The 19446-nt window shown below is 45.2% G+C and carries 21 protein-coding genes and 2 pseudogenes; 14 read left to right on the forward strand and 9 right to left on the reverse strand.

Features of this window, described 5'->3' with window-relative positions:
* Genes GVY04_04980 through GVY04_05015 form a run of 8 tightly spaced genes read left to right on the forward strand, consistent with a single transcriptional unit; the run spans nt 1 to nt 8333 of the window.
* A complete protein-coding gene (locus tag GVY04_04980) occupies nt 1-1518 on the forward strand; it encodes a hypothetical protein (GenBank protein ID NBD15507.1) in 1518 nt (505 codons plus the stop codon).
* Nucleotides 1519-1529: 11 nt separating this feature from the next.
* Nucleotides 1530-2273, forward strand: coding sequence for a hypothetical protein (locus tag GVY04_04985; protein NBD15508.1), 744 nt, complete (start codon nt 1530-1532; stop codon nt 2271-2273).
* Nucleotides 2274-4589: a peptidoglycan DD-metalloendopeptidase family protein gene (locus GVY04_04990; GenBank protein NBD15509.1), complete on the forward strand. Its 2316-nt coding sequence runs from the start codon at nt 2274-2276 to the stop codon at nt 4587-4589.
* 11 nt (nt 4590-4600) lie between these two features.
* Nucleotides 4601-5149 carry a hypothetical protein gene (locus GVY04_04995; protein NBD15510.1) on the forward strand — a complete coding sequence of 183 codons (549 nt, stop codon included), beginning with the start codon at nt 4601-4603 and terminating at the stop codon, nt 5147-5149.
* 14 nt (nt 5150-5163) lie between these two features.
* Nucleotides 5164-5811 (forward strand): hypothetical protein, encoded by a 648-nt coding sequence (locus tag GVY04_05000; GenBank protein NBD15511.1) that lies wholly within the window; start codon nt 5164-5166, stop codon nt 5809-5811.
* Nucleotides 5808-6065, forward strand: coding sequence for a hypothetical protein (locus GVY04_05005; GenBank protein ID NBD15512.1), 258 nt, complete (start codon nt 5808-5810; stop codon nt 6063-6065). Before GVY04_05000 ends, GVY04_05005 begins: the two co-directional genes overlap by 4 nt.
* A complete protein-coding gene (locus tag GVY04_05010) occupies nt 6062-7816 on the forward strand; it encodes a type IV secretion system DNA-binding domain-containing protein (protein ID NBD15513.1) in 1755 nt (584 codons plus the stop codon). The genes GVY04_05005 and GVY04_05010 overlap by 4 nt, the downstream gene beginning before the upstream one ends.
* A 7-nt stretch (nt 7817-7823) precedes the next feature.
* The gene (locus GVY04_05015; GenBank protein ID NBD15514.1) at nt 7824-8333 is read left to right on the forward strand and encodes a hypothetical protein; all 510 of its coding nucleotides are present in this window, start codon (nt 7824-7826) and stop codon (nt 8331-8333) included.
* Nucleotides 8334-8360: 27 nt separating this feature from the next.
* On the opposite strand, the gene GVY04_05020 is transcribed toward GVY04_05015, so the two are convergent.
* The 3 genes from GVY04_05020 to GVY04_05030 form a co-directional block, all read right to left on the reverse strand.
* On the reverse strand, nt 8361-8993 hold the full coding sequence (locus tag GVY04_05020) for a Uma2 family endonuclease (protein NBD15515.1): 633 nt from the start codon (nt 8991-8993) through the stop codon (nt 8361-8363).
* An 88-nt stretch (nt 8994-9081) separates the two neighbouring features.
* On the reverse strand, nt 9082-9375 hold the full coding sequence (locus tag GVY04_05025; GenBank protein NBD15516.1) for a HigA family addiction module antidote protein: 294 nt from the start codon (nt 9373-9375) through the stop codon (nt 9082-9084).
* Nucleotides 9347-9634: a type II toxin-antitoxin system RelE/ParE family toxin gene (locus GVY04_05030; protein ID NBD15517.1), complete on the reverse strand. Its 288-nt coding sequence runs from the start codon at nt 9632-9634 to the stop codon at nt 9347-9349. Before GVY04_05030 ends, GVY04_05025 begins: the two co-directional genes overlap by 29 nt.
* Nucleotides 9635-9763: 129 nt before the next feature.
* Here GVY04_05030 and GVY04_05035 point away from each other — a divergent pair, with 129 nt between their 5' ends.
* The 5 genes from GVY04_05035 to GVY04_05055 all read left to right on the forward strand — a co-directional run bounded on the left by GVY04_05035 (nt 9764) and on the right by GVY04_05055 (nt 14285).
* Nucleotides 9764-10162, forward strand: a complete 399-nt coding sequence (locus tag GVY04_05035) for a hypothetical protein (protein ID NBD15518.1) — start codon at nt 9764-9766, stop codon at nt 10160-10162.
* Nucleotides 10163-10268: 106 nt separating this feature from the next.
* Nucleotides 10269-10679: a hypothetical protein gene (locus tag GVY04_05040; protein ID NBD15519.1), complete on the forward strand. Its 411-nt coding sequence runs from the start codon at nt 10269-10271 to the stop codon at nt 10677-10679.
* Nucleotides 10680-10809: 130 nt separating this feature from the next.
* Nucleotides 10810-12657: a hypothetical protein gene (locus tag GVY04_05045; GenBank protein ID NBD15520.1), complete on the forward strand. Its 1848-nt coding sequence runs from the start codon at nt 10810-10812 to the stop codon at nt 12655-12657.
* A 16-nt stretch (nt 12658-12673) separates the two neighbouring features.
* The gene (locus tag GVY04_05050; GenBank protein NBD15521.1) at nt 12674-13306 is read left to right on the forward strand and encodes a TraX family protein; all 633 of its coding nucleotides are present in this window, start codon (nt 12674-12676) and stop codon (nt 13304-13306) included.
* Complete coding sequence (locus tag GVY04_05055) at nt 13296-14285, forward strand: hypothetical protein (GenBank protein ID NBD15522.1); 990 nt, start codon at nt 13296-13298, stop codon at nt 14283-14285. The genes GVY04_05050 and GVY04_05055 overlap by 11 nt, the downstream gene beginning before the upstream one ends.
* A gap of 41 nt (nt 14286-14326) precedes the next feature.
* On the opposite strand, the gene GVY04_05060 is transcribed toward GVY04_05055, so the two are convergent.
* On the reverse strand, nt 14327-15289 hold the full coding sequence (locus GVY04_05060; GenBank protein ID NBD15523.1) for a tyrosine-type recombinase/integrase: 963 nt from the start codon (nt 15287-15289) through the stop codon (nt 14327-14329).
* A 595-nt stretch (nt 15290-15884) separates the two neighbouring features.
* On the reverse strand, nt 15885-16169 hold the full coding sequence (locus tag GVY04_05065; protein NBD15524.1) for a hypothetical protein: 285 nt from the start codon (nt 16167-16169) through the stop codon (nt 15885-15887).
* A gap of 72 nt (nt 16170-16241) precedes the next feature.
* Here GVY04_05065 and GVY04_05070 point away from each other — a divergent pair, with 72 nt between their 5' ends.
* A complete protein-coding gene (locus GVY04_05070; GenBank protein NBD15525.1) occupies nt 16242-17894 on the forward strand; it encodes an IS1182 family transposase in 1653 nt (550 codons plus the stop codon).
* A 105-nt stretch (nt 17895-17999) separates the two neighbouring features.
* On the opposite strand, the pseudogene GVY04_05075 reads toward GVY04_05070, so the two are convergent.
* The 4 genes and pseudogenes from GVY04_05075 to GVY04_05090 all read right to left on the reverse strand — a co-directional run bounded on the left by GVY04_05075 (nt 18000) and on the right by GVY04_05090 (nt 19194).
* A pseudogene (locus GVY04_05075) lies at nt 18000-18110 on the reverse strand (putative thioesterase).
* 111 nt (nt 18111-18221) lie between these two features.
* The gene (locus tag GVY04_05080; GenBank protein ID NBD15526.1) at nt 18222-18446 is read right to left on the reverse strand and encodes an MbtH family NRPS accessory protein; all 225 of its coding nucleotides are present in this window, start codon (nt 18444-18446) and stop codon (nt 18222-18224) included.
* A 20-nt stretch (nt 18447-18466) separates the two neighbouring features.
* Nucleotides 18467-18811, reverse strand: coding sequence for an MbtH domain protein (locus GVY04_05085; protein NBD15527.1), 345 nt, complete (start codon nt 18809-18811; stop codon nt 18467-18469).
* A 104-nt stretch (nt 18812-18915) separates the two neighbouring features.
* Nucleotides 18916-19194, reverse strand: a pseudogene (locus GVY04_05090) (hypothetical protein).
* Between the last annotated feature and the right edge of the window lie 252 nt (nt 19195-19446).

Consider the following 19446-nt stretch of genomic DNA (forward strand, 5'->3'; position numbering starts at 1 on the left):
ATGGATGAACAACACATACCAGAAAACGTCGGCTGGCAAGATGATGCCATCAACACAGGCTCAGATACCGTTGAACGCGATCTCCTTGATGCTAATGATCAGGTTCGACCGAATGAAGTTCAAGACAAGCCTCCCCTACAACGTCGTCCGCTGCCGCGATTATTTTTCGTTCTTGGGGGAGTTAGTATTATTACCTTTCTCTTTTGGCAATTGACCGCCGGTAATTTCACTGCTTCAAAGTCGAACCAAAATCAACCTTCTTCCGCCGACACTGAGCAAGAGAAAAGGGAAAAGGGTGAAATTGCCAAACTGAAAGAAGAAAATGCCAAACTGAAAGAAGATCTAGCATTTGCTGGTCAAGCAGAAATGATAGAGGAAAAACCGTCTCCGAAAAAAACAACATCTCAATCGGAACCTGATCCCCAATCAAACTCTGAACCACCTGATCCCATTACCAATTCTTCTAAACCGATTGCTTCTACCCCCCCGGAGCCAGCTCCTCAACCGAAACCAACTCCAGCTCCTCCAAAACCAGCTCCTCAACCGAAACCAACTAATAACTTTTCCCCAAAACCATCACCTGAGCCCGAGGTAAGTCCACGCGAACAGTGGCTACAAGCTTCACAAGTAGGAAGTTATGGCAACTTACAAACGCCCTCTCCTAGTACAGCAACTAACTCTGGGAAGCAAGCTCCAACCTCAACCATTGCCTCCCAACCTAAGCAGTTAATTAATGCCTCCGATGTTTCAGGAGGAACAGGTTCTCCTCCAAAACCAATCTCAGGACAAAATGAAACGCTCACTAGTGCCTCTAAAAAGAATGCAATCCAAGAAGGACTTCCTTCACCAGAAGGTGCGCTTCCTGGGCGACAAGCGAAGCAGACTCAGCAACCCGCTTCCCAAACGGTAACCATTGGCACCCAAGTAACAGGAGAATTAGAAACCTCGATTGCTTGGGCGGAAAATCAAACAACTCCCAACCGTAAGTTTCTCCTGCGGTTGACGCAACCGCTCAAAGGAGAAAATAATACCGTGGTTTTACCAGAAGACACCCGTCTCGTGGGGCAAGTTTCCCAAGTGAGTAATTCTGGATTACTGAAAATGAAAATTGTCTCAGCAATTCAGGAAGATGGAACGCAAAGAAACCTACCAACTCAGGCAATCCTTGTCCTTGGCGAAGACGGTCGCCCTTTACGAGCTGAGGTAGAAAGTCCAAATACAGGAAGTAACGATTTGGCAGCAATGCTTCTTGCCGGAGTTTCCCAAGCAGCAGAAATCGCCAATGAAGCAGACGAAGAATTCAGCTTTGAGAGTGAGGGAGGGTCTTTTAGTCGTTCCAGTAATAATGACGCTAACTATTTAGCTGGTGCTGTACAGGGGGCGACCCAAGAGATGTTAGAGCGGATGAATCGTCGTAATGAACAGGCTCTAGAGCAAGTGCAAGGACAGGAAAAACTCTTTGTCTTAGAACAAGGAACAGAAGTGCAGCTTTTTGTGAATGAATCAATTTCAATGTAGGAGGTTTACCGATGCTACCACAAAAAATTTTAGCTGGAGTGATTTTAATCTTTTCTGCATTTGTGCTTAGCCCCAAGTTGGTATGGGGTCGAACAGTTTACCAAGAGGAAATTTCCAGCCAAAGTAATCGCATGACAGAAATTAAGGTTTGGTCTGGATATGGACTCAACATTAACTTTATTCCTACCGGAGAAGTGATTAAAAAAGTTTGGCTCGATGACCCCTCACGAATCACCCTGACCTCAGATGGGCAACTCTGCAAGCAAGGGACTGGACAGCAGTGTACCAACCAAGGAGCGACGGTCATTCACTTAAAGCAAATTAATGAGATCGAGTTTCCCAATATTCCCCAGTCTCGAACCGGTGCAACTTTATTAACGGTGATTACCCAAGGCGAATCAGGGCGAAATCTTTACCAATTTAAGGTCAAACCCGCTTTTGGTGAACCTGAGTATGCAACAGTTGATGTTAAACCCCTCCCCCCTATGGAATCTCCTTTAGATTCCACTACGCCAGCCCCAACTCCGATTTCTAATAGCTTTAAAGATTCCAATGCTCTTGCTAACGGTCTTTATTCAGGCTTACAAGTAGCAACTCGTGCAGGAGCGATCAAACCGGAGAGCCAACAATGGAAAAAAGTCAATTATCTCATTTCCCTGTTGCGTGACGGAATGAACCTTGAAAAAGCAACTACTCGCAGCAAAATTCCAATGTCGCTTTTTCATCAACTCCTAGATTGGGGAAAGGAGTCGTGATTGATGCGTTATTTCGCTGCTTTTTTGCTAAGTTTACTGCTACTGCTCTCGACAGGTGCAGTCGCGAACGCCCAAACCCTCCCGACCCAAACCTATAGCAATGGTCAGCAGGAAGTACAAGTCCCAGACTGGAGTGAGATTGATCTCTCCGAACTCCCTTCTCTTCAAGATTCTGGCTATATTGATATCGCTGCTAGCTTGGTTTCTAAACTGGGATATGATCCGTCTCGCTCCTGGGAAGCCGGAGACGCGATCGAGGAAGTTATGATGTTGGGGGATGTGCAGAAAGCCTTTAGGTTAGAAGAATTTGCCCTCCAACACATTGCTGAGCGCACAGGCTATTCCATGGAGAGCTTTACTTTAGACGATTTTGGGGTAATGAAAGAGCAGACGCTTCAGAGCTTAACCCAAGCTATTCCAGGGCTAGCTGATATTCAAGCCGAAAAAATTGAACCCGTCAAAGCCCTACTACAAAAAGCAGGAATTGCAGGAAATATTTTGGGGGGCGATCATGAATCTGTTCTTAACGAGACAATTGGTGAAGTTGTCGAAGAATATTCTGACTCGTTAAAAGACTTAACCTTTGGTGAAATTGATTTAGCCAAGTATGATTTAACCTCGATTCCAGCACTTAAACAAACTGCAATTAAGGAATTCAAAGCATGGGCAGGGAGTTTCATTGCCGATATTCCACTCCTGAATCAAGTTCCCTTTTCCCAATTTCCCAAGTCTCTAGCAACCGGATTAGATTTAGTTGGACGAGTGGATGTGGTGTGGGGACAGGCGGAGTACGGCAATCCTGAAGTTGGAGCAAACGACTATGTTAGTGGCAGTGGTGGAAAAGAAGGCGAAACCAAACCTGTTCCTTGTGATGGGGGAAAGCCCTGTGCCTATTTAGAACTAGCTGACTTCTTTGGCGTGGATTTAGGTGTTTCAGGGTTAGAGGGGATAACCGGACAACGTTGGGCATCGGGAGCGACGCAAAAGGTTGAGGGTGGGTTTGGTGTTCTCGGGAATGTTAATGGCGGGAAAGAGCCAGCAGGACGATTAGTCTATGGGTCTCCCTTTAAAGTAGCTGTAACCGATACAAGTGAGCCGCAAGGAAAAGCGGAGCGAGGGCTGTATTTTCGCGTTTGTATGCGAGGTGGGTTGGTTGACTTAGGCTGCACGCCCTACTTTATTGGTCCCATTCCTTGGTTCCCAGTGCAAGAAAAAGGCATGATTATTCTCGCTGGTGCCGATGCCCCTCCCGTCGATATTCCTGAAAGTTACCAAGAGGAAATTGACAAGGTTCTATCGGAGTATCAACCAGAAGAAACGCCTTCTAATGACGAGGATGTTCCCACAGAGGGTCCTTGTGTGGAGCAGTTAGTGGAAACCGCCCCAGCCGGAATGCAGGAGACTGCCCAAGACTCGATTCCCCTCTTGTTAGAGGAGGCGAAAGCAGCAGGCTTAAGTCAAGCACAAACCGCTTATGTGCTAGCGACGGTGCAAAAGGAATCCCTGATGGGGAAAGCAGTGGAAGAGTGGGGAGGAGAAAGCCAACCGTATGCACCTTACTATGGAAGAGGTTATATACAGATTACTCACAAGGAAAATTACATATATTGGGGAAATCGGTTAGGTGGCGTTGATCTAGTCAACAATCCAGAATTAGCTCTTGACTCTGGGCGTAGTGCTAAAATTACCGTGCAAGGCATGAAAGATGGAACCTACACTGGCATAACACCAGAAGGAAATCTAGTTTCCGGTGGTAGTCACAAGCTAAGTGATTTTATTAACAAAAATGAAACCGATTTTTATAACGCACGTAAGATTGTTAATAATGCTGACGATGCGGGCGAAATTGCCAATAATGCAGAACAGTATTTTAAGGTTTTGAAAGAGTGTAACGTTGGTGGTGGCGAGGGAGATGGCGAAGCAACTGGGGATTACAGTAATCCTGCCCCTGGTTATCCTATGACAAGTGACTTTGGTAAACGCCCTCCGCCTTGCCCAGGTTGCAGTACATTCCATCCTGCTGTTGATCTTGGGACACCGATGAGAACACCAATTGCAGCGGCAGATGGAGGGGAAGTGATTTTTGCCGGGCGAAATGGTGGATATGGAAAAACTGTCAAGATTGATCATGGGAATGGGGAAGTAACTCGTTATTCTCATCTAAATAGCATTAGTGTTGGTGTGGGAGATAAAGTAAGCAAAGGACAGGAAATTGCTCGTTCTGGTAAAAGCGGAAAAGGGACAGGACCACACCTAGACTTTGGAATCTCTAAAAATGGAGAAGCAGTCGATCCAGAAAAGCATATTGATTTTTAAGGAGAATAGTTATGAGTCGTTTATGGAAGCAGTTTCTAAAGTATAGTATTCTGGCGATTTCTAGCTTTGCATTAGTGACGAGTTTCAGTCCGACTCAAGCTCAGCAACCACTACAAAACGTTAGAGACCAACTTGTAGCTTGCTTTCCTGAAGGTTATAAGGGTGAATCTAATGATCTTAGATCTATTTCTTCCACTCGTTTTGATGAAACAGATTATTATCTATTTCATGGCTATCAGAAGGTTCAAGGTCATTCAAATAAGAAGTACATTGATAACTTGATCATTTCAGTTCCAGTTAGAGGGGGAAGTTGCAAGCAGGAATATTTTGGCTATGCCAACATGCAACCGTGCTTTTCCGAGGCGGTGGGAACACCAGTAGCACGACAACTAGCCCTTAAAGAGTTAAAGCAGGAAGTGGAAACTCTGGGTCGAGATAGGGTACGTGCCAACCTTAATCAATTTGCTACTCGTGATGAGCAGCAGCAATGGTGTGAAGAAACAATTTGGTCGTATCGACAGCTTGGATTTGAAATTCCTGACAATGTTATTGCCAAATAAAAAAGGAGGCTGAAATGCTAAATCACCGACAAAAAATATCTTTAACTGTGCTAGTTGCTCTAGTAACAAGCAGTCTTAGTGCTGCGACAGTATTTGCTGCTCCCAAAGTCGCTGGCAAATTCCAACCGATTTTGGCAGAACTTCAGAAAAAAACTGATGTTCCGATTATGATTCCCAGTCAGTTGCCAACAGAAGTGTATGCGATTATGCCAGAGGGGTCTGAACCAACTAATCCGAATCCTTCGGTTCCCACCTTTTTCCCCCATATTGCTGAGGCTAAACCATCTCGCTATTACATTTCGTTAGATGCTGCTGCTGAGTGTAGTGGCAGTAATGCTTGTAGCCTAGGCAAGGTTATTGGCGAAAAAATAACAAATAACACTCCAGATATTCCCCAAGAATTCGTTGAATACCGCGAACTCTACCGTAACGATCCCAACAATCAAAAGCCACCGGTAAGGAGATCACCAGAAAAACCTGCACAGGTGCAATTAGCAGGAGGAATTACAGGGTATTTTGTTCCATTCGTTTGTGGTGCTAGTTGTAGTAATTCTGAAGTGTATTGGGATCAAGGTGGCTACCGCTACGTTGTTGGTTTAGAAAACAGTAATAGACAAACTGTCGTCAACCTAGCAAACTCAGCAATTCGCAATCAAAAATGACTCAACAACACTGGAATCCCTACTATATTCAAACCAAATTTAAAAACCTGAGGCGAGCTCTTTCTTTAAACTCCCCTCAAACGCGGTCTGTTCTCTTCTTCGATTTTGGCTGGCGAGTTACTTCTCACATTGAACTGTTCCCCATTAAACAACTCAACCAAATTTTTGCTCGAGGGTATTTTACTGAAGCGGAGTGGCAACAACTAACTTCGTGGCTAGACCAAAACTGCAACATAACGCTAGATAACTTATGACCCAAGAACAAACCGAACAACCGCAATCCTTTTTTCAAGAGACGATCGCGCCCATCTACAACGCAGTGGGGTGGGAAGCGATCGCGTTACTGGGACTGTTCCTCATTCTCTTTCTCACCGATAAGAAAAAGAAAGGGGAACTCGCGCAAGGGCGACGCGCCGAGGGCAAAGAGAAAAGAGCAGCGACCCAATTAGCACAAGAGCAGATGCAGGAGAAAAAGCGTAACAAAGTTGCCCTCTACTTTGGTACCCCCAAAGAAAACCGCTTGTCGCGTTTGCTCAGCCCCAAGACACTATATGTTCCCGATGCCCAAGAAGGCATCGCGATCGCTGGCGCACCAGGGAAGGGAAAAACGTTCTCCATGATTGACCCGTTTATTCGCAGCGCAGTAGATCAGCATTTTCCCTGTATTGTCTACGCTTACAAGGAGGAGCAACTGCACCGCCATGTTGCTTATGCTGTCAATGAAGGGTATGAGGTGCGCATTTTTGCGCCCGGGAAACCCTATGGCGAAGTGATTAATCCTCTTGATTTTTTGACCGACGAGGGAGATGCGAATATGGCACAACAACTTGCCATTGTCCTCAATCGCAATGCGTCTTCTGGAGGATCATCTCAGAGTGCTTCAGGGGATTACTTTTCTAAGTCTGCCGACCTACTGATCCAAAGCCTGCTGATGTTAGCAAAAGGGAGCATCTATCCCGACCTCCTCACCGCCTGGTCGATTTTACGACTCCCCAATCTTGCTAATCGAATGAAGGTTGCTCAAGAAGAGGGCTGGTTGGATTTATGGGCACAGCCTGGAGCAACCTCTTTATCTTCCGTTGCTGATGCTCCGCAAACCGCTGGGGGGATTATCAGCCAAGCGAATAAAACCTTTGCTCCCCTGATTAGTCGTGAGTTTATTTCGTCGCTCTGTGGCGAAACGACAATGCCCCTGCGGTTAGAAGGAAAGCAGATGCTCATTTTCCATCTGGATCAAGAACGACGGGACGCGATCGCGCCGCTACTCGCTTCCATTCTTCACTTGACCATTATCAAAAATCTCGCCACAGCCCGCAAAGATCCCCTGGTTTTGGCAATGGACGAACTGCCCACCCTCTATTTGCCTGATTTAGTGAAATGGATCAACGAGTATCGGGAAAATGGACTGGTGACAGTCCTCGGCTATCAAAACCATGCCCAATTGGAACATAAATATGGCAAAGAACTGACTCGCTCCATTTTGGGCGCTTGTGCCACTAAAGCCATCTTCAATCCCCAAGATAAAGTTACAGCCGAAGAATACGAAAAGTATTTTGGCGAAGAAGAAGTAACCATTAGAACCAAATCTCGCAATTTTGGTAAGAACAAAGGTCGCAGTGAGTCGGAGCAACGTCAAAAACGCCCCGTTATTAGTTCGAGGTTGCTAACTACTCTTCCTAAAGGCAAATGTGTGTTTGTCAATCCCGCCTATGGCAGTGGTGGCGAAGCTGCCCTCCCGCAAGTGCTGACCCCTAAAATCCCGAAACAAGATATCAAAGCCCAGGAAAAAAGTGAACAGCTTTGGGAAGAAAAGGTTAGGGCGCGGTTGGTGAAGCGGGCGCAGAATTTAAAGGTTTCCCTAGATGAGCAAGCATTGGAAAAGGAACTAGAGGCTCGCCTGGAGATTGCCAATAGTATCTTACCCAATCAAGCGGGATACCAGTGGTGGGATGAGCAAGAGGAAACAAGCGAGGTTTACGAGCAAAAAATAGCAAATTTAACTTGAGGCAAACATGTCTGATAAAATCCCCCAACCTAAAGAATCTGATTTACAAGCGGAAAATACCCAACTTCAAGCTGAGCAGATCAAAGCGGCTGGCAGTATCTTAGAAGAAGTGGGTCGCAAATGGGAGAAGCGAAATTGGCAAAAGCGCAATCAATCCAAACCAGATGAAGTTAAGGTCGAAATTGAGAAGGGAACAAAGCACAAACAACTCTACGAAAAATATTCGGAAAATACCAACTCAAACCGACCCGTGCGAAGAACGCTAAAGACAGCGCGAGAGGCTTTAAGGAGTGGTCATTCTCAACAAGAAACTGCGGCGATTCTCAGCCATGATCCACAAATACAACAAGTTAAGGAGCAGCAAGGCGAGGCAAAAGCAAATAAGCACACCCAGCAAATGATCAGATCAGTGGTAGATCGCGAGAAGAAAGCACAACAGGGGCAACGGCAAAGCAAACAACAAAGTCAGAAAAAACAGCTAGCTCAGCAACGAGGGCTGGGCGGACCACAAATGTGAATCACCTGTGGTTATGATCAATTCTGGCTAGCGAAACTGAGCTTTTAGTTCTCGTAGCATCTTACTAGTGCCTTCATTGATGGCTTTTTCGACAAGTGGTGGGATGATCTCTGTAATCGCATTTGTAGGAAAAGTGGAACTAACGGCAGTTTCAACATAACTGCTTTCGTGAAGGACATGAATGGTTAGCTGGTTTTGGTAGTAAATCCACACTTCCGGTACACGCAGCGCTTCGTAGGCGTTTAGAGTAGTAATTGAAGTTACATCAGATTCGATTGCAAGATCCGGCGGGGAATGGACTGTCAGATCAATGTTGGTACAGCCTCTCACTTGGCTGGCGTTCTGAATGTAGAAGCAGGTATCAGGTTCAACGCCAGCAATTTCTGGGCGCTTGAAAGTAGTCGAGCCAAAGTCCTCCCAATCTCGCTCCTGGATTTCCAAAATTGCTTTAACAATATCGGCAATAATGCGATGAGGACGCTCGTGGAGTGCCTGAGGGGACATTAGTTCTAAAGTGCCTCGGTAGTAAGCTAGGCGAGTACTGCGCTTTTCTCCCAGTTCAGTAAGGATCGTTTCAAAATCTTGCCAGGATAGGTTAGAAATACTAATCTGGCTACCAGGAGTAAGTTTGATAGTTTGAAGAGGAATGGTGAAGGTCATACTAAATAGTTTTGTAACTGTTTTTAATCTAACCTCGCCAGCTCGCTACGATTAAAAACAGTTATAGTCTGTGCGCCAATAGCGCACATCAATTTTCCAAAAGTCCGAGTTTCTTTTTAGCTTGTTCAATTTCCCATAAGCTTTGAATTTTCAACCAGTGGTCTGGGGTGTTGCCGAGATATTTAGCAATCAGTACTGCTGTTTCTGCCGTCAGTCTGTGTCGTCCTCGAATAACCTCGCTAATCCGACCTGTGTTGACGCCAACCGCTTTAGCAAACTGAGTTTTGTTCATTCCCAAATCTTCCATCGCATCTAGCAAATAGTCCCCAACATGATAGACTGGGAGGTTAATTTCAGTGGTAGTCAATGATTCGGACTTCATAAGCATCTCCTTTTTCTGCATCCCAGCGAAAGATAATACGATATTGCATATTGACCGAAATTGACCAAAATCCTTGGAACTCGCCTTTAAGCTTGTGGAGCCGATTAGAAGGATAGGCGACGTTTTCTAGAGATTCAGCAGTGTTAAGGTTACTGAGTTTGATTTTAAGTTTTTTCTCCAGTGGCTCAAACTCCTTAACTCGTTTACCAGCAAGGAAATCAGCAGTCTTTTTGTCTCCTGCACTTCTTATCATACGCATTAAGCAATGCGTATATTGTAAATCCAATCCAAGCAATTTGACAACAATTGCGCTCCTGCTTTAGAATAGGGTTCAATCTTTGCAATTCTAAAGCTATTCATAAAAGCTATTCATATTAAAAGCAAAAAGATGGCTTCCCAGATGTCTGAAGCTGATTTAGCTAAAGCTAGAGAGAAGCTCCCCCCTAGCTTCTTAGGCTTTAAAGATCAATATCCCGTTTCCCTTACGAACGCGGTTGATGAATGGGATACGCCCCCTTATCCCGAGGGATACATTCCTCACAGCGTTGATGTTTATTTTCAAGAAGATGCCCTAGGACCTGATTTGATCATTGAAGCGGGCAAGCTAAAATCCCTTAACTTTGATGCTTGGGCAGATAGTCCCGATGTCATCGTTGTTGAGATTGATGATCAGTTCGCTTACATCCAGTTAGAAGGTCGGGTGATTTTAGATCGCCTAGGCGGTGTGGTTCTTCCTGATGTTTTTGTTGATCCTGAATTGTTGTTAAAAGAAGCACAATCAATTTGACAGTGAGCATCATATTACCTTAGAATATCCCCAACCTTAACTAATTTAAAGCCCTTCAATTAGCTAACGGGGTAAGTTTAGGGAATCCCTACACAGTGTTAAAGCAATGGCTTACGAATTCTCGGAGAAAGAACTGGCTGATATCAATGAGAAACTTCCCCCTCAATATGCAGCCTTAAAAGATAAATACCCTGTCTCCATTGCTAATGCTGCTGATGACTGGGACACCCCACCTTATCCAGAGGGATATGTCCCCCAAAGTATTGATATTTATTACCAAGAGCATGATGCTTTAGGACCGGGTTTAACTATTGAAGATGGAAAAATCGGCTCAATTCAATTTAATAATTGGGTTAATGACTCGGATGTAATTGGAGTAGAAATCGACAGTAGCTGGGCTTATATCCAGGTAGAAGGTCGCGTCATCCTCAATCGAATTGGAGGAGCCGTTCTTCCTAATGTTTTGCAAAGTCCAGAACTCCTTTTAAAAGCAACAATTGCCAAAATACAACGATAGTTATCGTTTCTTGTGCGCCAATGGCACACATTTTTTATAAGCTGGACTCTAAATAGCAGTCAGGAGAAAATGCTTCCTTCTTTCAGATAAACGCTACGAGGCACAACTTACTCACTGCGAGAAAATCAGTATGGCAGAAGAACAATTCCAAAATACCTCCCAACGAAAAGAAACTGATATCAACAGCATTGTTGATCAGATCCAGAAAAGAGCCGAGGAAAGTCGCTACCAGGGCAATGCTCAAATCAAAATAAATGTTGGTCGAGAAAAGGTTTTTGAGGCTACTCCTGGACAAGAGCCAACCGAAAATAAAATTACCTCTGAGCAAACCGAAATCTTACAAAAAGCCCTAGACAATCCAGAAGGGTTAAAAGGGACTGTTAAGGTTTCCCTGAACAATGAAGAGGTTTTGAAAATCAAAAATGGAGAAGTCCAAAATGATCAATTAGGATTAACCCAGCAAACGAGTCAAACCCAAGAAGCTACCGCTTCTCAAACTTCCCCTTTAGAAGAGACAGCAACTCAAACCGCTGCTCCTTCTCAGGAAACAACAGAAAACAGTCACCTCGAGCAAGTTCCCACTGAAACCGCTACACCTTCCCAACCAACAGCAGAACAGGTTGATGACCTCAGAGAAGAACACAACATCATAGAAGGCCAGGTTCGGGGTCTAGAAGCTGATTCAATGCGCTTTGATGAAGAGATTAGCAAAATTAAGTCCAATTCAGAAGAGTTTGAGCACCAGCTTAACCAAACTCAAAATGATGCGTCCAATTTAGAGCAGGGACTCAGAGAAGTCGATGCGCGAGTTGAGCGTGTTGAACAGGATGTCTCCTACTCTCAATCTTATGTCTCTGGATTGGAACAGCAAGTCAGTGACTTAAAAGAGGTTGTTGGACAGCAACAGCAACAACTGGAACAGCAGCAACAGCAGTTCCAGCAACTCAACGAACGCTTGGAAACCATGAATCAGAAGTTAGAGCAAATGAATTGCTCTAACCTTGATGTGGCTCGGGAGAAGCTAGGAAACTTCCTAAATAATGTCAATTCCCAAGTGCAGCAAGCGGGTCACCAAGCGCGATCGCGCACGGTGGATCGGATGCAGCAGACCCAACAAAGCTTAGAGACTCAGACACAGAGACTGGGACGTTTTGCTCAGGTTGTACAAAACCAAGCGTCGCAAGCAGCACAAAAGGGTCAAAAGCAACTTTCAGGAAAAATTAGTGAAGTGGGTCAAATGCTTCACACCCAAGCCAGTCAAGTTTCCCAAACTGCCCACACCCAAGCCGGTCAAATTTCCCAAAGAGTCAATGAGATGATGCAGACAGCTCAAGCTCAGGGGACGAAAGTAATGGAAATCGCTCGCACCCAAAGCGATCAGGTCTTGCAGAAAGTGAATAATACTGCCCAAGCAGTAGAGCAAAAGACCAGCCAAGTGATGCAGCAGGCAGGGCAAGCCATGCAAACCGTTCAGTCACAGGTAGCAGATCAAACGCAAGCAGTAGGAGATGCGGTTCGCGAACAAGCTGGGGAAAAAGCAGTGGCGTTTACCGCTGCTGCTGCTCGAAAGACGGCAAACCTAGTTGGTGAACAACAATCCGATGGGGGTCAAGTTGTTGACGGAAAAAGCCAGCGCATCCAAGTCAGAAATAGCCGAGTTAGCATTAGCGAACGCCCCAAACCTGACCCAGAAAAAATGTGGGAAACCTATAGCAAAGGAACAGATGAAAAGCATCCTGTACAGCGAACCAAACAAACCATTCAAAATGCTCTGAGTGATAACAGCTCCAAACAAGAAGTGAAAGCAATGCTCAGTGCTGATCCCCATATTAAGCAAATTGCCCAGAAGCAAGGGGAAGCGAAAGCTGAAAAACATACCAATCAGATGATTCGCTCGGCAGTTAACCAACGTCAATCCCAGACGCTGAATATGCAAAATGTTAAGCAAGCGTTCCAAGACCGCAATCAGCAACGTTAATAGTTTTCATTTGAAAGTGACCGCTGCTTCTCTAATGGTATTGGATCATCTGGGAGTCGTTTTCGATGTTGAGGTTTTTCGCTTGCTGGGACGACTCTCATTTCCCTTATTTGCTTGGCTTTTAATTATGGGAGAGCAGAAAACAAAGAACTGGCAACGCTACGAATTGCGACTACTGGCAATGGCGGTAATCAGTCAGCCCTTATTTGTTCTATTTCGAGAAACGCCATTTACTGCCAATATTTTGTTTCTCCTCGCTTTGGCTCTCCCTTGCTTGCGAGCTACCTCGCAAAAGGCTAGTGGCATTTTCCAGTTGACAAGTTGGCTAGCAGCGACGATGATTGCCGAAGTGGGCGCGATCGAGTATGGAGCTTATGGCATATTGCTCATTTACCTGCTGAAAAGTTTTCCTTACCTGTGGCAAGCCCCTAACTCAATCAACTATGCGGGTTGGGTTAGCTCATACCTGGGCTTACACACCTTCTCCTTTCTCTCTTATGCCCTGCAACCGTTTGCGGGGCTATTTATTTTTGCCGTTCCCTTCCTCAAGCAAGTGGATCAGATCGGATTGAGAGCGAGATGGTTTTATTGGTTTTATCCCCTGCATTTTCTGCCGTTACTACTGCTTAAGTTTCATTATGCTTTATAAACTAAAATGCCCCTCTTGTCAAAGCTGGCTTTACAATGATGCGCCGACCGACAATTGCCGAACCGATGAAGTGATTTGCCGTCAGTGCCATCACAAATATAAAATCATTCAACTTCAGGTACAGCAACTGGAATGTTGGTTCACCCCAGCAACTTCTAGATACCAAAAGCCAAGTCGAAGGTACCAACTTAGAGGAACTACTGCCGATGGGGAAACTCAGGCTTACCAGTTTTCCATTTCTGGCGATGAATTTGTTGCTTTAGCGGGAGATGAACTGCTCCTTGTCTATGCGACGCAGTTACAGAAGGTAGAGAAATTAGCTTTGATTAATAATTTGACAACCGAGGAAAGTCGCAAAATTTTTTCTCCAAGAACAGAAGCGAGGCAGATGGGAGTTGCCACAGGTGCGATTCTGTTTGTTGGCGGTAGTTTACTGGCGGGATTACTCTCGGGAGTTCCAGCCAAAGCTGTTTCCATTGCTTCTGTACCGATCTCGGGAGTAGCAGGATTAGTGACAACCAAACGCTGTAGTTATCGAGAAGAGAACCAAAGTATCATTAACTCATTAGACTCACAGCAACAGCTTCTAGCGGAAACATTCTGTCGAGAGGAGAAAAGCTTAGAACTACAGACAGAATCGAGGGAAAATCAACGATTACTGCAACGGGCTCGTCACTTAAAAGAAAAAATGCGTCATCTTGATGAGGAAATGTATGCTCACCAACTCAATACAGTGAACCGAGCTATTGCAACCTTAGAAAAAAATGCTGATTTAATTAATCATTTAATCGAAGGACATCAGTGGATCATTGCAACGATCGAGATTAAGCGTGAAACCCTATCGTTGTCCAATCAACTGCCAACTGAGACTCAAACCCAAGTCTTGGCTAAGCTAGATGAATTAAATCAACTAGAGCAAGAAAAGGAGAGTTTGAAGGCGGAGCTAGATGGAATTAACTTGGCAAAGCTACCCAAGTGAAACAGATAGAGAGCGCGAAACTTTTTGAAGGAGATGATTCCTCACTTTTGCTGTCGCAGATGCAATTTCTGTACCGCCTCTCGCTTCACCGCTTCCCCTCGGCGGTCATACTTCGAGGTCGTTAAAGGAGACGCATGACCCGCTAACTTCTGCACCGTCACGATATCCACCCCCGCATCTAAGAGATCGCTACAAAACGTCCGACGAAAATCGTGAGGAGAAAATTCCGCCACTCCCGCCTGCTTCGCCCGTTTCCGCAGAATCTTCAGCACCGCATCTGAGCTCAGGTAGCGAATTTCAATCCGTCCTCCTTTATAAACCGCACACAATAATGCGCCCTGAGATCGTCCTCGCACCTCCAACCAATCCTCCAAATACTGACCGGCTTCTTGGGAGAGATAGACCAATCGACTCTTCTTTCCTTTCCCCTGTCGGATCTTTAATGACCCCTCTTGCGGAGAATAATCCCGCCATTGTAGCTTGACCAATTCCCCCCGCCGCAGCCCACTACAGCGAAGGATGGCTATCAAGGCGAGATCGCGCTTGGCAATGACCGTTCCCTCTTGTTCGCAGACATCCATAATCTGATTAATCTCTGCCGAAGACAGCGCCCGTCCCTTCAACTCTCGGGGATCTTGAATCGAAGGTAAGTCCACCGCCTTGGCATAATCATCGGCACTCATCAGTCCTAACCGCTGTGCCTCTTTTAACACCCGTCGCAGCGCACACAACATTTTCGCTGCCGTGGCTGGGGCATGACGTTGTAAGAGCGCGGTTCGTACCGCTGCCGTATGTTGATAGCGTAACTGCGACCAATCAAGGGTGAGGTAGTTACACTCCCCATTGGTGAGGAGTGCCGCGATCGCGTCGAGAGACTCCCGCATGGTCCGTAAAGACCCTTCTCCCAAACTCGCCAGATACACCGCCGCCGGATGAAGGGTTAACGGCAACGGTTTTGGCAACTGGAGACCCGGAAAATCAACGGAATGAGTGCGAGGAGACATCGGCGTACTAAGTGCGAAGTTAAAAATTATTGTCTCACAGGAAATTGCGCCAATCACTCATTGAAGATCCTTGTTGCTATGGAGTTTCTCGACTATGCAACAATAATAAACAGCCCTATCCTGTAATGTAACTCAGGCGGGAGCGCGCTCATCGGAGTCTAGATAATGCCAATTACCCTTGACCTTCCTGACGAATTAGTTCAACATTTCAACCGCGACGATTTAAGTCGTGACATCTTAAAAGTCTTGGTGGTACAGGCTTACCAAGCCGAAAAGAGCAGAAACCCTTGCTCAGTTACAGCAAACGAATTTTCGCATCTCTCGTCGGCTGATCCAGACTTTATTGGATCGGGAATAGCCAAATGAACAAGCCAGTCTCCCTTGACGGTTTGAGAGAAAGAGAGAAAAATTAGTCTTGCGAAGTAGCATTCTCGCGACTAATTTTTAGAGCAAGGCGGAAGCTTTTTGTTAGATATTTAGGGGTAAGCAGGTAAACAAAATTAATTACATATAGCACCTCTTATCGTTTTACTTTCACAGCCAGATGTGTAAGGCGCGGTCGAATTTTCGATTCGGTGAGCTTCGCTCAATCGCGCTAATCCAGACTCTCACAAGCAACACCATTACCATCTCCATCAAGACGATGCGGATCGCCAGAGAACGCCTCTAAAACCTGTTGCGCTTCTTGTTGGTTTGAAAAATTAGAACAATTACAATCCGTATCGACACAAGCTGGAAGGTTCGATGAATTAGAGTTAGAAGTGTTAGAAGGGGTTTGAGTAGTTGCTGATACTGCTGACGAACTTAACAAAAGACAGATATTTTTCGGCTGTAGAGATGAGCGAGAAAGCGCGATCGCGCTCTGGCTTAACTGCGCGATCGCGAAGCCTCGATCCGATCTACATTGATGGTATTAAACCAGTTGCATCAGTTCTGGGAGTAGTGAATCATTATGAGTCTACATCCTCAGTCCATCCAACCCATACCGCCTCTGACCCAAGAAGTCGCTCATCAAGCCTTTCCCGAAGGCAATTCCTACATGACCTTGAGAGATGAACTCGGAACATTTTATAATGACGAGGATTTTGCCGAACTCTATGCCACAGAAGGTCAACCCGCTCTGCGTCCCTGGCGGTTAGTGCTGGTCTGTGTCATGCAGTACATGTCCAACTTATCCGACCGAGGAGCGATAGCGGCGGTCGCGGCTCGCATTGATTGGAAATACGCTCTCGGATTAGAATTGAGTGATCCAGGTTTTGATGCTTCAGTATTAAGCTTATTTCGTTCTCGACTCTTGAAGGGAGGAAAAGAAAAGCTGGTTTTAGATAAACTTCTAGAACGTTGTCAACAGCTCAATCTAATCAAAGCCCGAGGTCAAGCTCGAACTGACTCGACCCATATTTTAGCGTCAATTCGGAATCTGAACCGACTTGAATATGTAGGAGAAACCCTCAGAGCCGCTTTAAATGCTTTAGCTGTTGTGGCTCCAGATTGGTTATCTTCAATCATCGAAGACGATTGGTTTGAGCGCTACAGTAAACCCGTCGAAGATTCTCGACTGCCAAAAGGGACAGAGGCTCGTAATCTCATGGCTGAAACGATTGGACGTGATGGCCTAAGAATTCTCGAAGAGATCTATGACCATCCAGCTACCCCCCAATGGTTACGGGAGATTCCCGCTGTCGAAACTCTGCGAATGACCTGGGTTCATCAATATTGGGTTGAGCAGGGTCAACTTCATTGGCGCTCTCACCAAGATTTACCTCCGGCGGGAATGCGCTCAAATTCTCCCTACGACCCTGAAGCTCGTTATGGCAATAAGCGTCACACCACTTGGCTCGGTTACAAAGTCCATCTGACCGAGACCTGTGAAAAGAATCAAGTTCATCTGATTACCAATGTGAAAACCACAGAGGCTCATCTGGCTGATGTCGACCAAACCGAATCGATTCATCAATCCTTAGCGGACAAAGAATTATTACCCCAAGAACATTTGGTAGATGCGGGTTATGTGGATGGAACTCTGTTGGTTAACAGTAAACAACAATATGGACTTGACCTGGTAGGTCCCGTCCGAGATAACGTAAGTTGGCAGTCCAAAGAGCCTGATGCCTATGATCTGAGTCGATTTAAAATCAACTGGAAAACTCAACAAGCCACCTGTCCTCAAGGAGTTAAAAGTACAAAAAAATGGACGGTTCATCAAGATCAATGGGATAATACCGTCATCGGCATTAAATTTCCTCGCCAAGCTTGCCGAGAGTGTCAGTTTCGCCACTTATGTACCCGTTCTCGGACTGAGCCGAGAGAGTTAACTGTCCGTCCGCAACCCGAGCATTTAGCAATTCTCAAAAGGCGCCAACAACAACAGACCCCAAAATGGTCGAAGCAGTATAATCGCCGTGCGGGAGTAGAAGGGACAATTTCTCAGGGAGTACGTGCCTTGGGTTTACGGAACTCTCGTTATGTTGGTTTGGAAAAGGTGCATTTACAACATATCTTGACAGCCACGGCGATGAATGTGCTTCGTCTGTTCGCGTGGTTTGAGGGAGTGCCTTTAGCTCAAACTCGTGTTTCTTCCTTCGCTAAGTTAGCTCCAGATTAGCTAGACTGGTGAATTATTTTTCTTCGATTTGGCTTGTATTAAGTTCGTCAGCAGTATCAGTTGCTACTCAAACCCCTCATACCGTATTACTTCCCCAACTCCCCCGAAAATTTTTGCTCTCCCTCCGGCATAAGGAAAGCAGAATAACCGTAATTTAGCTTGGGAATTGGGTTGAGAATAGGCGATCCAAGAATTAGATGTTGATGTGGAAGTCATTGCCATGCCACTGGTAAAACTAAATGGACGGTGAAGCCAAGGGAAATGATCCAAAATTGAATGTGGATTTCCCTGGCTTCTGATTAAGCTAGCCATTTCAAAAGAAATGATTTAGGAATTAACAACAGTTTCCTCCATTTTTTGCCTTAAACTGAGCGGTCGCATGTCCGTCCAAACTTCCTTGATATAGTCTAAGCATTCTTGTTTAGAACCACTTTTACCCACATCATTCCAACCGAGCGGGTTGTCCCAACGAACTGGCCAGATAGAATATTGTTCCTCGTGATTGACCACAACTTTATAGATAGTGTTATCTTCTTGATTGTCTCCCATCATGGTTTGACCTCCTGATTAAGTTATTGAACTGCTTCTTGTTCGGCTTTGACGGGTTCTAAATACCCATAACCTGCTAAGGTTTCTAGATTGAGATTGGCAATACATCGAACGGGAACGTAATTCAGGGTCAGATTTCCCACAAGGCGAATGGTTCCAGTTCCTTGCTCGAAGTTGCCTTCGTTGAGGTTGCAGGCATCGCGATCGAGGCTGACCCCCAAATCCGTACCGCCTTGGGTATCCGTAAATTTGATATGAACATAATCGCGATCGATGCACTCTTTCAGTGCCGCTACTGTTTTTTCAGGTCGCAAGCTTGCTTCAATGGGGTGCTCCCCGTCTGATAATCGTTGGACAAGTTCGTTCATTGGAATTTTTCCTTAGATAATGAATGGACTATTTTGATAGATCAGGACGATGCTTTTGCTTCCTCCTGATTGGAAAAAGCGGTGGTTTCAACTGAGTCACGTTCTGGAATTTGAAATTCCAGTGTGTTATGGCAAAAGTCTTTCCATTCGGGTGTTACGTCATCAAAAATAATGTTTTCATCCTTGAAAATACCGTCGGTAACAACATAATTTTCTTGCAAATAAAGAAAGTCATCATCTGTGAGTTCTCGATTTACTTCTACCTCCTGATCATCAACGTCTTTTGTTTCTGTTTTCGTATTTTCTGTTTTTTCATGCCACTGACTAAATTGGCGTAATTGTTTAAGTGGATAAGCCTTGCAGTATTTTCCTATGATTGCCATGATTCCTCCTGAAATAATGAGTGGAAACTCAGTAATTGAATTTGACGGTTACAGTTGGATTGAATGTTAATGACTGCTAGAGGGTTTTTGACAAATAAAATACATTTTTCCTAATTGCTTGCTTACACCTATAGGACTTACGCATTGACAGAATGGTAAGATAATGCAGTCGATTACTGAAGCTGAGGTCTGGGATCATTAGACAAACTAGCAAACCCTCTACTGCACGGTGCGGTCTTGAACACTACACCT

Source organism: Cyanobacteria bacterium GSL.Bin1, from assembly GCA_009909085.1.
Lineage (GTDB): Bacteria > Cyanobacteriota > Cyanobacteriia > Cyanobacteriales > Rubidibacteraceae > Halothece.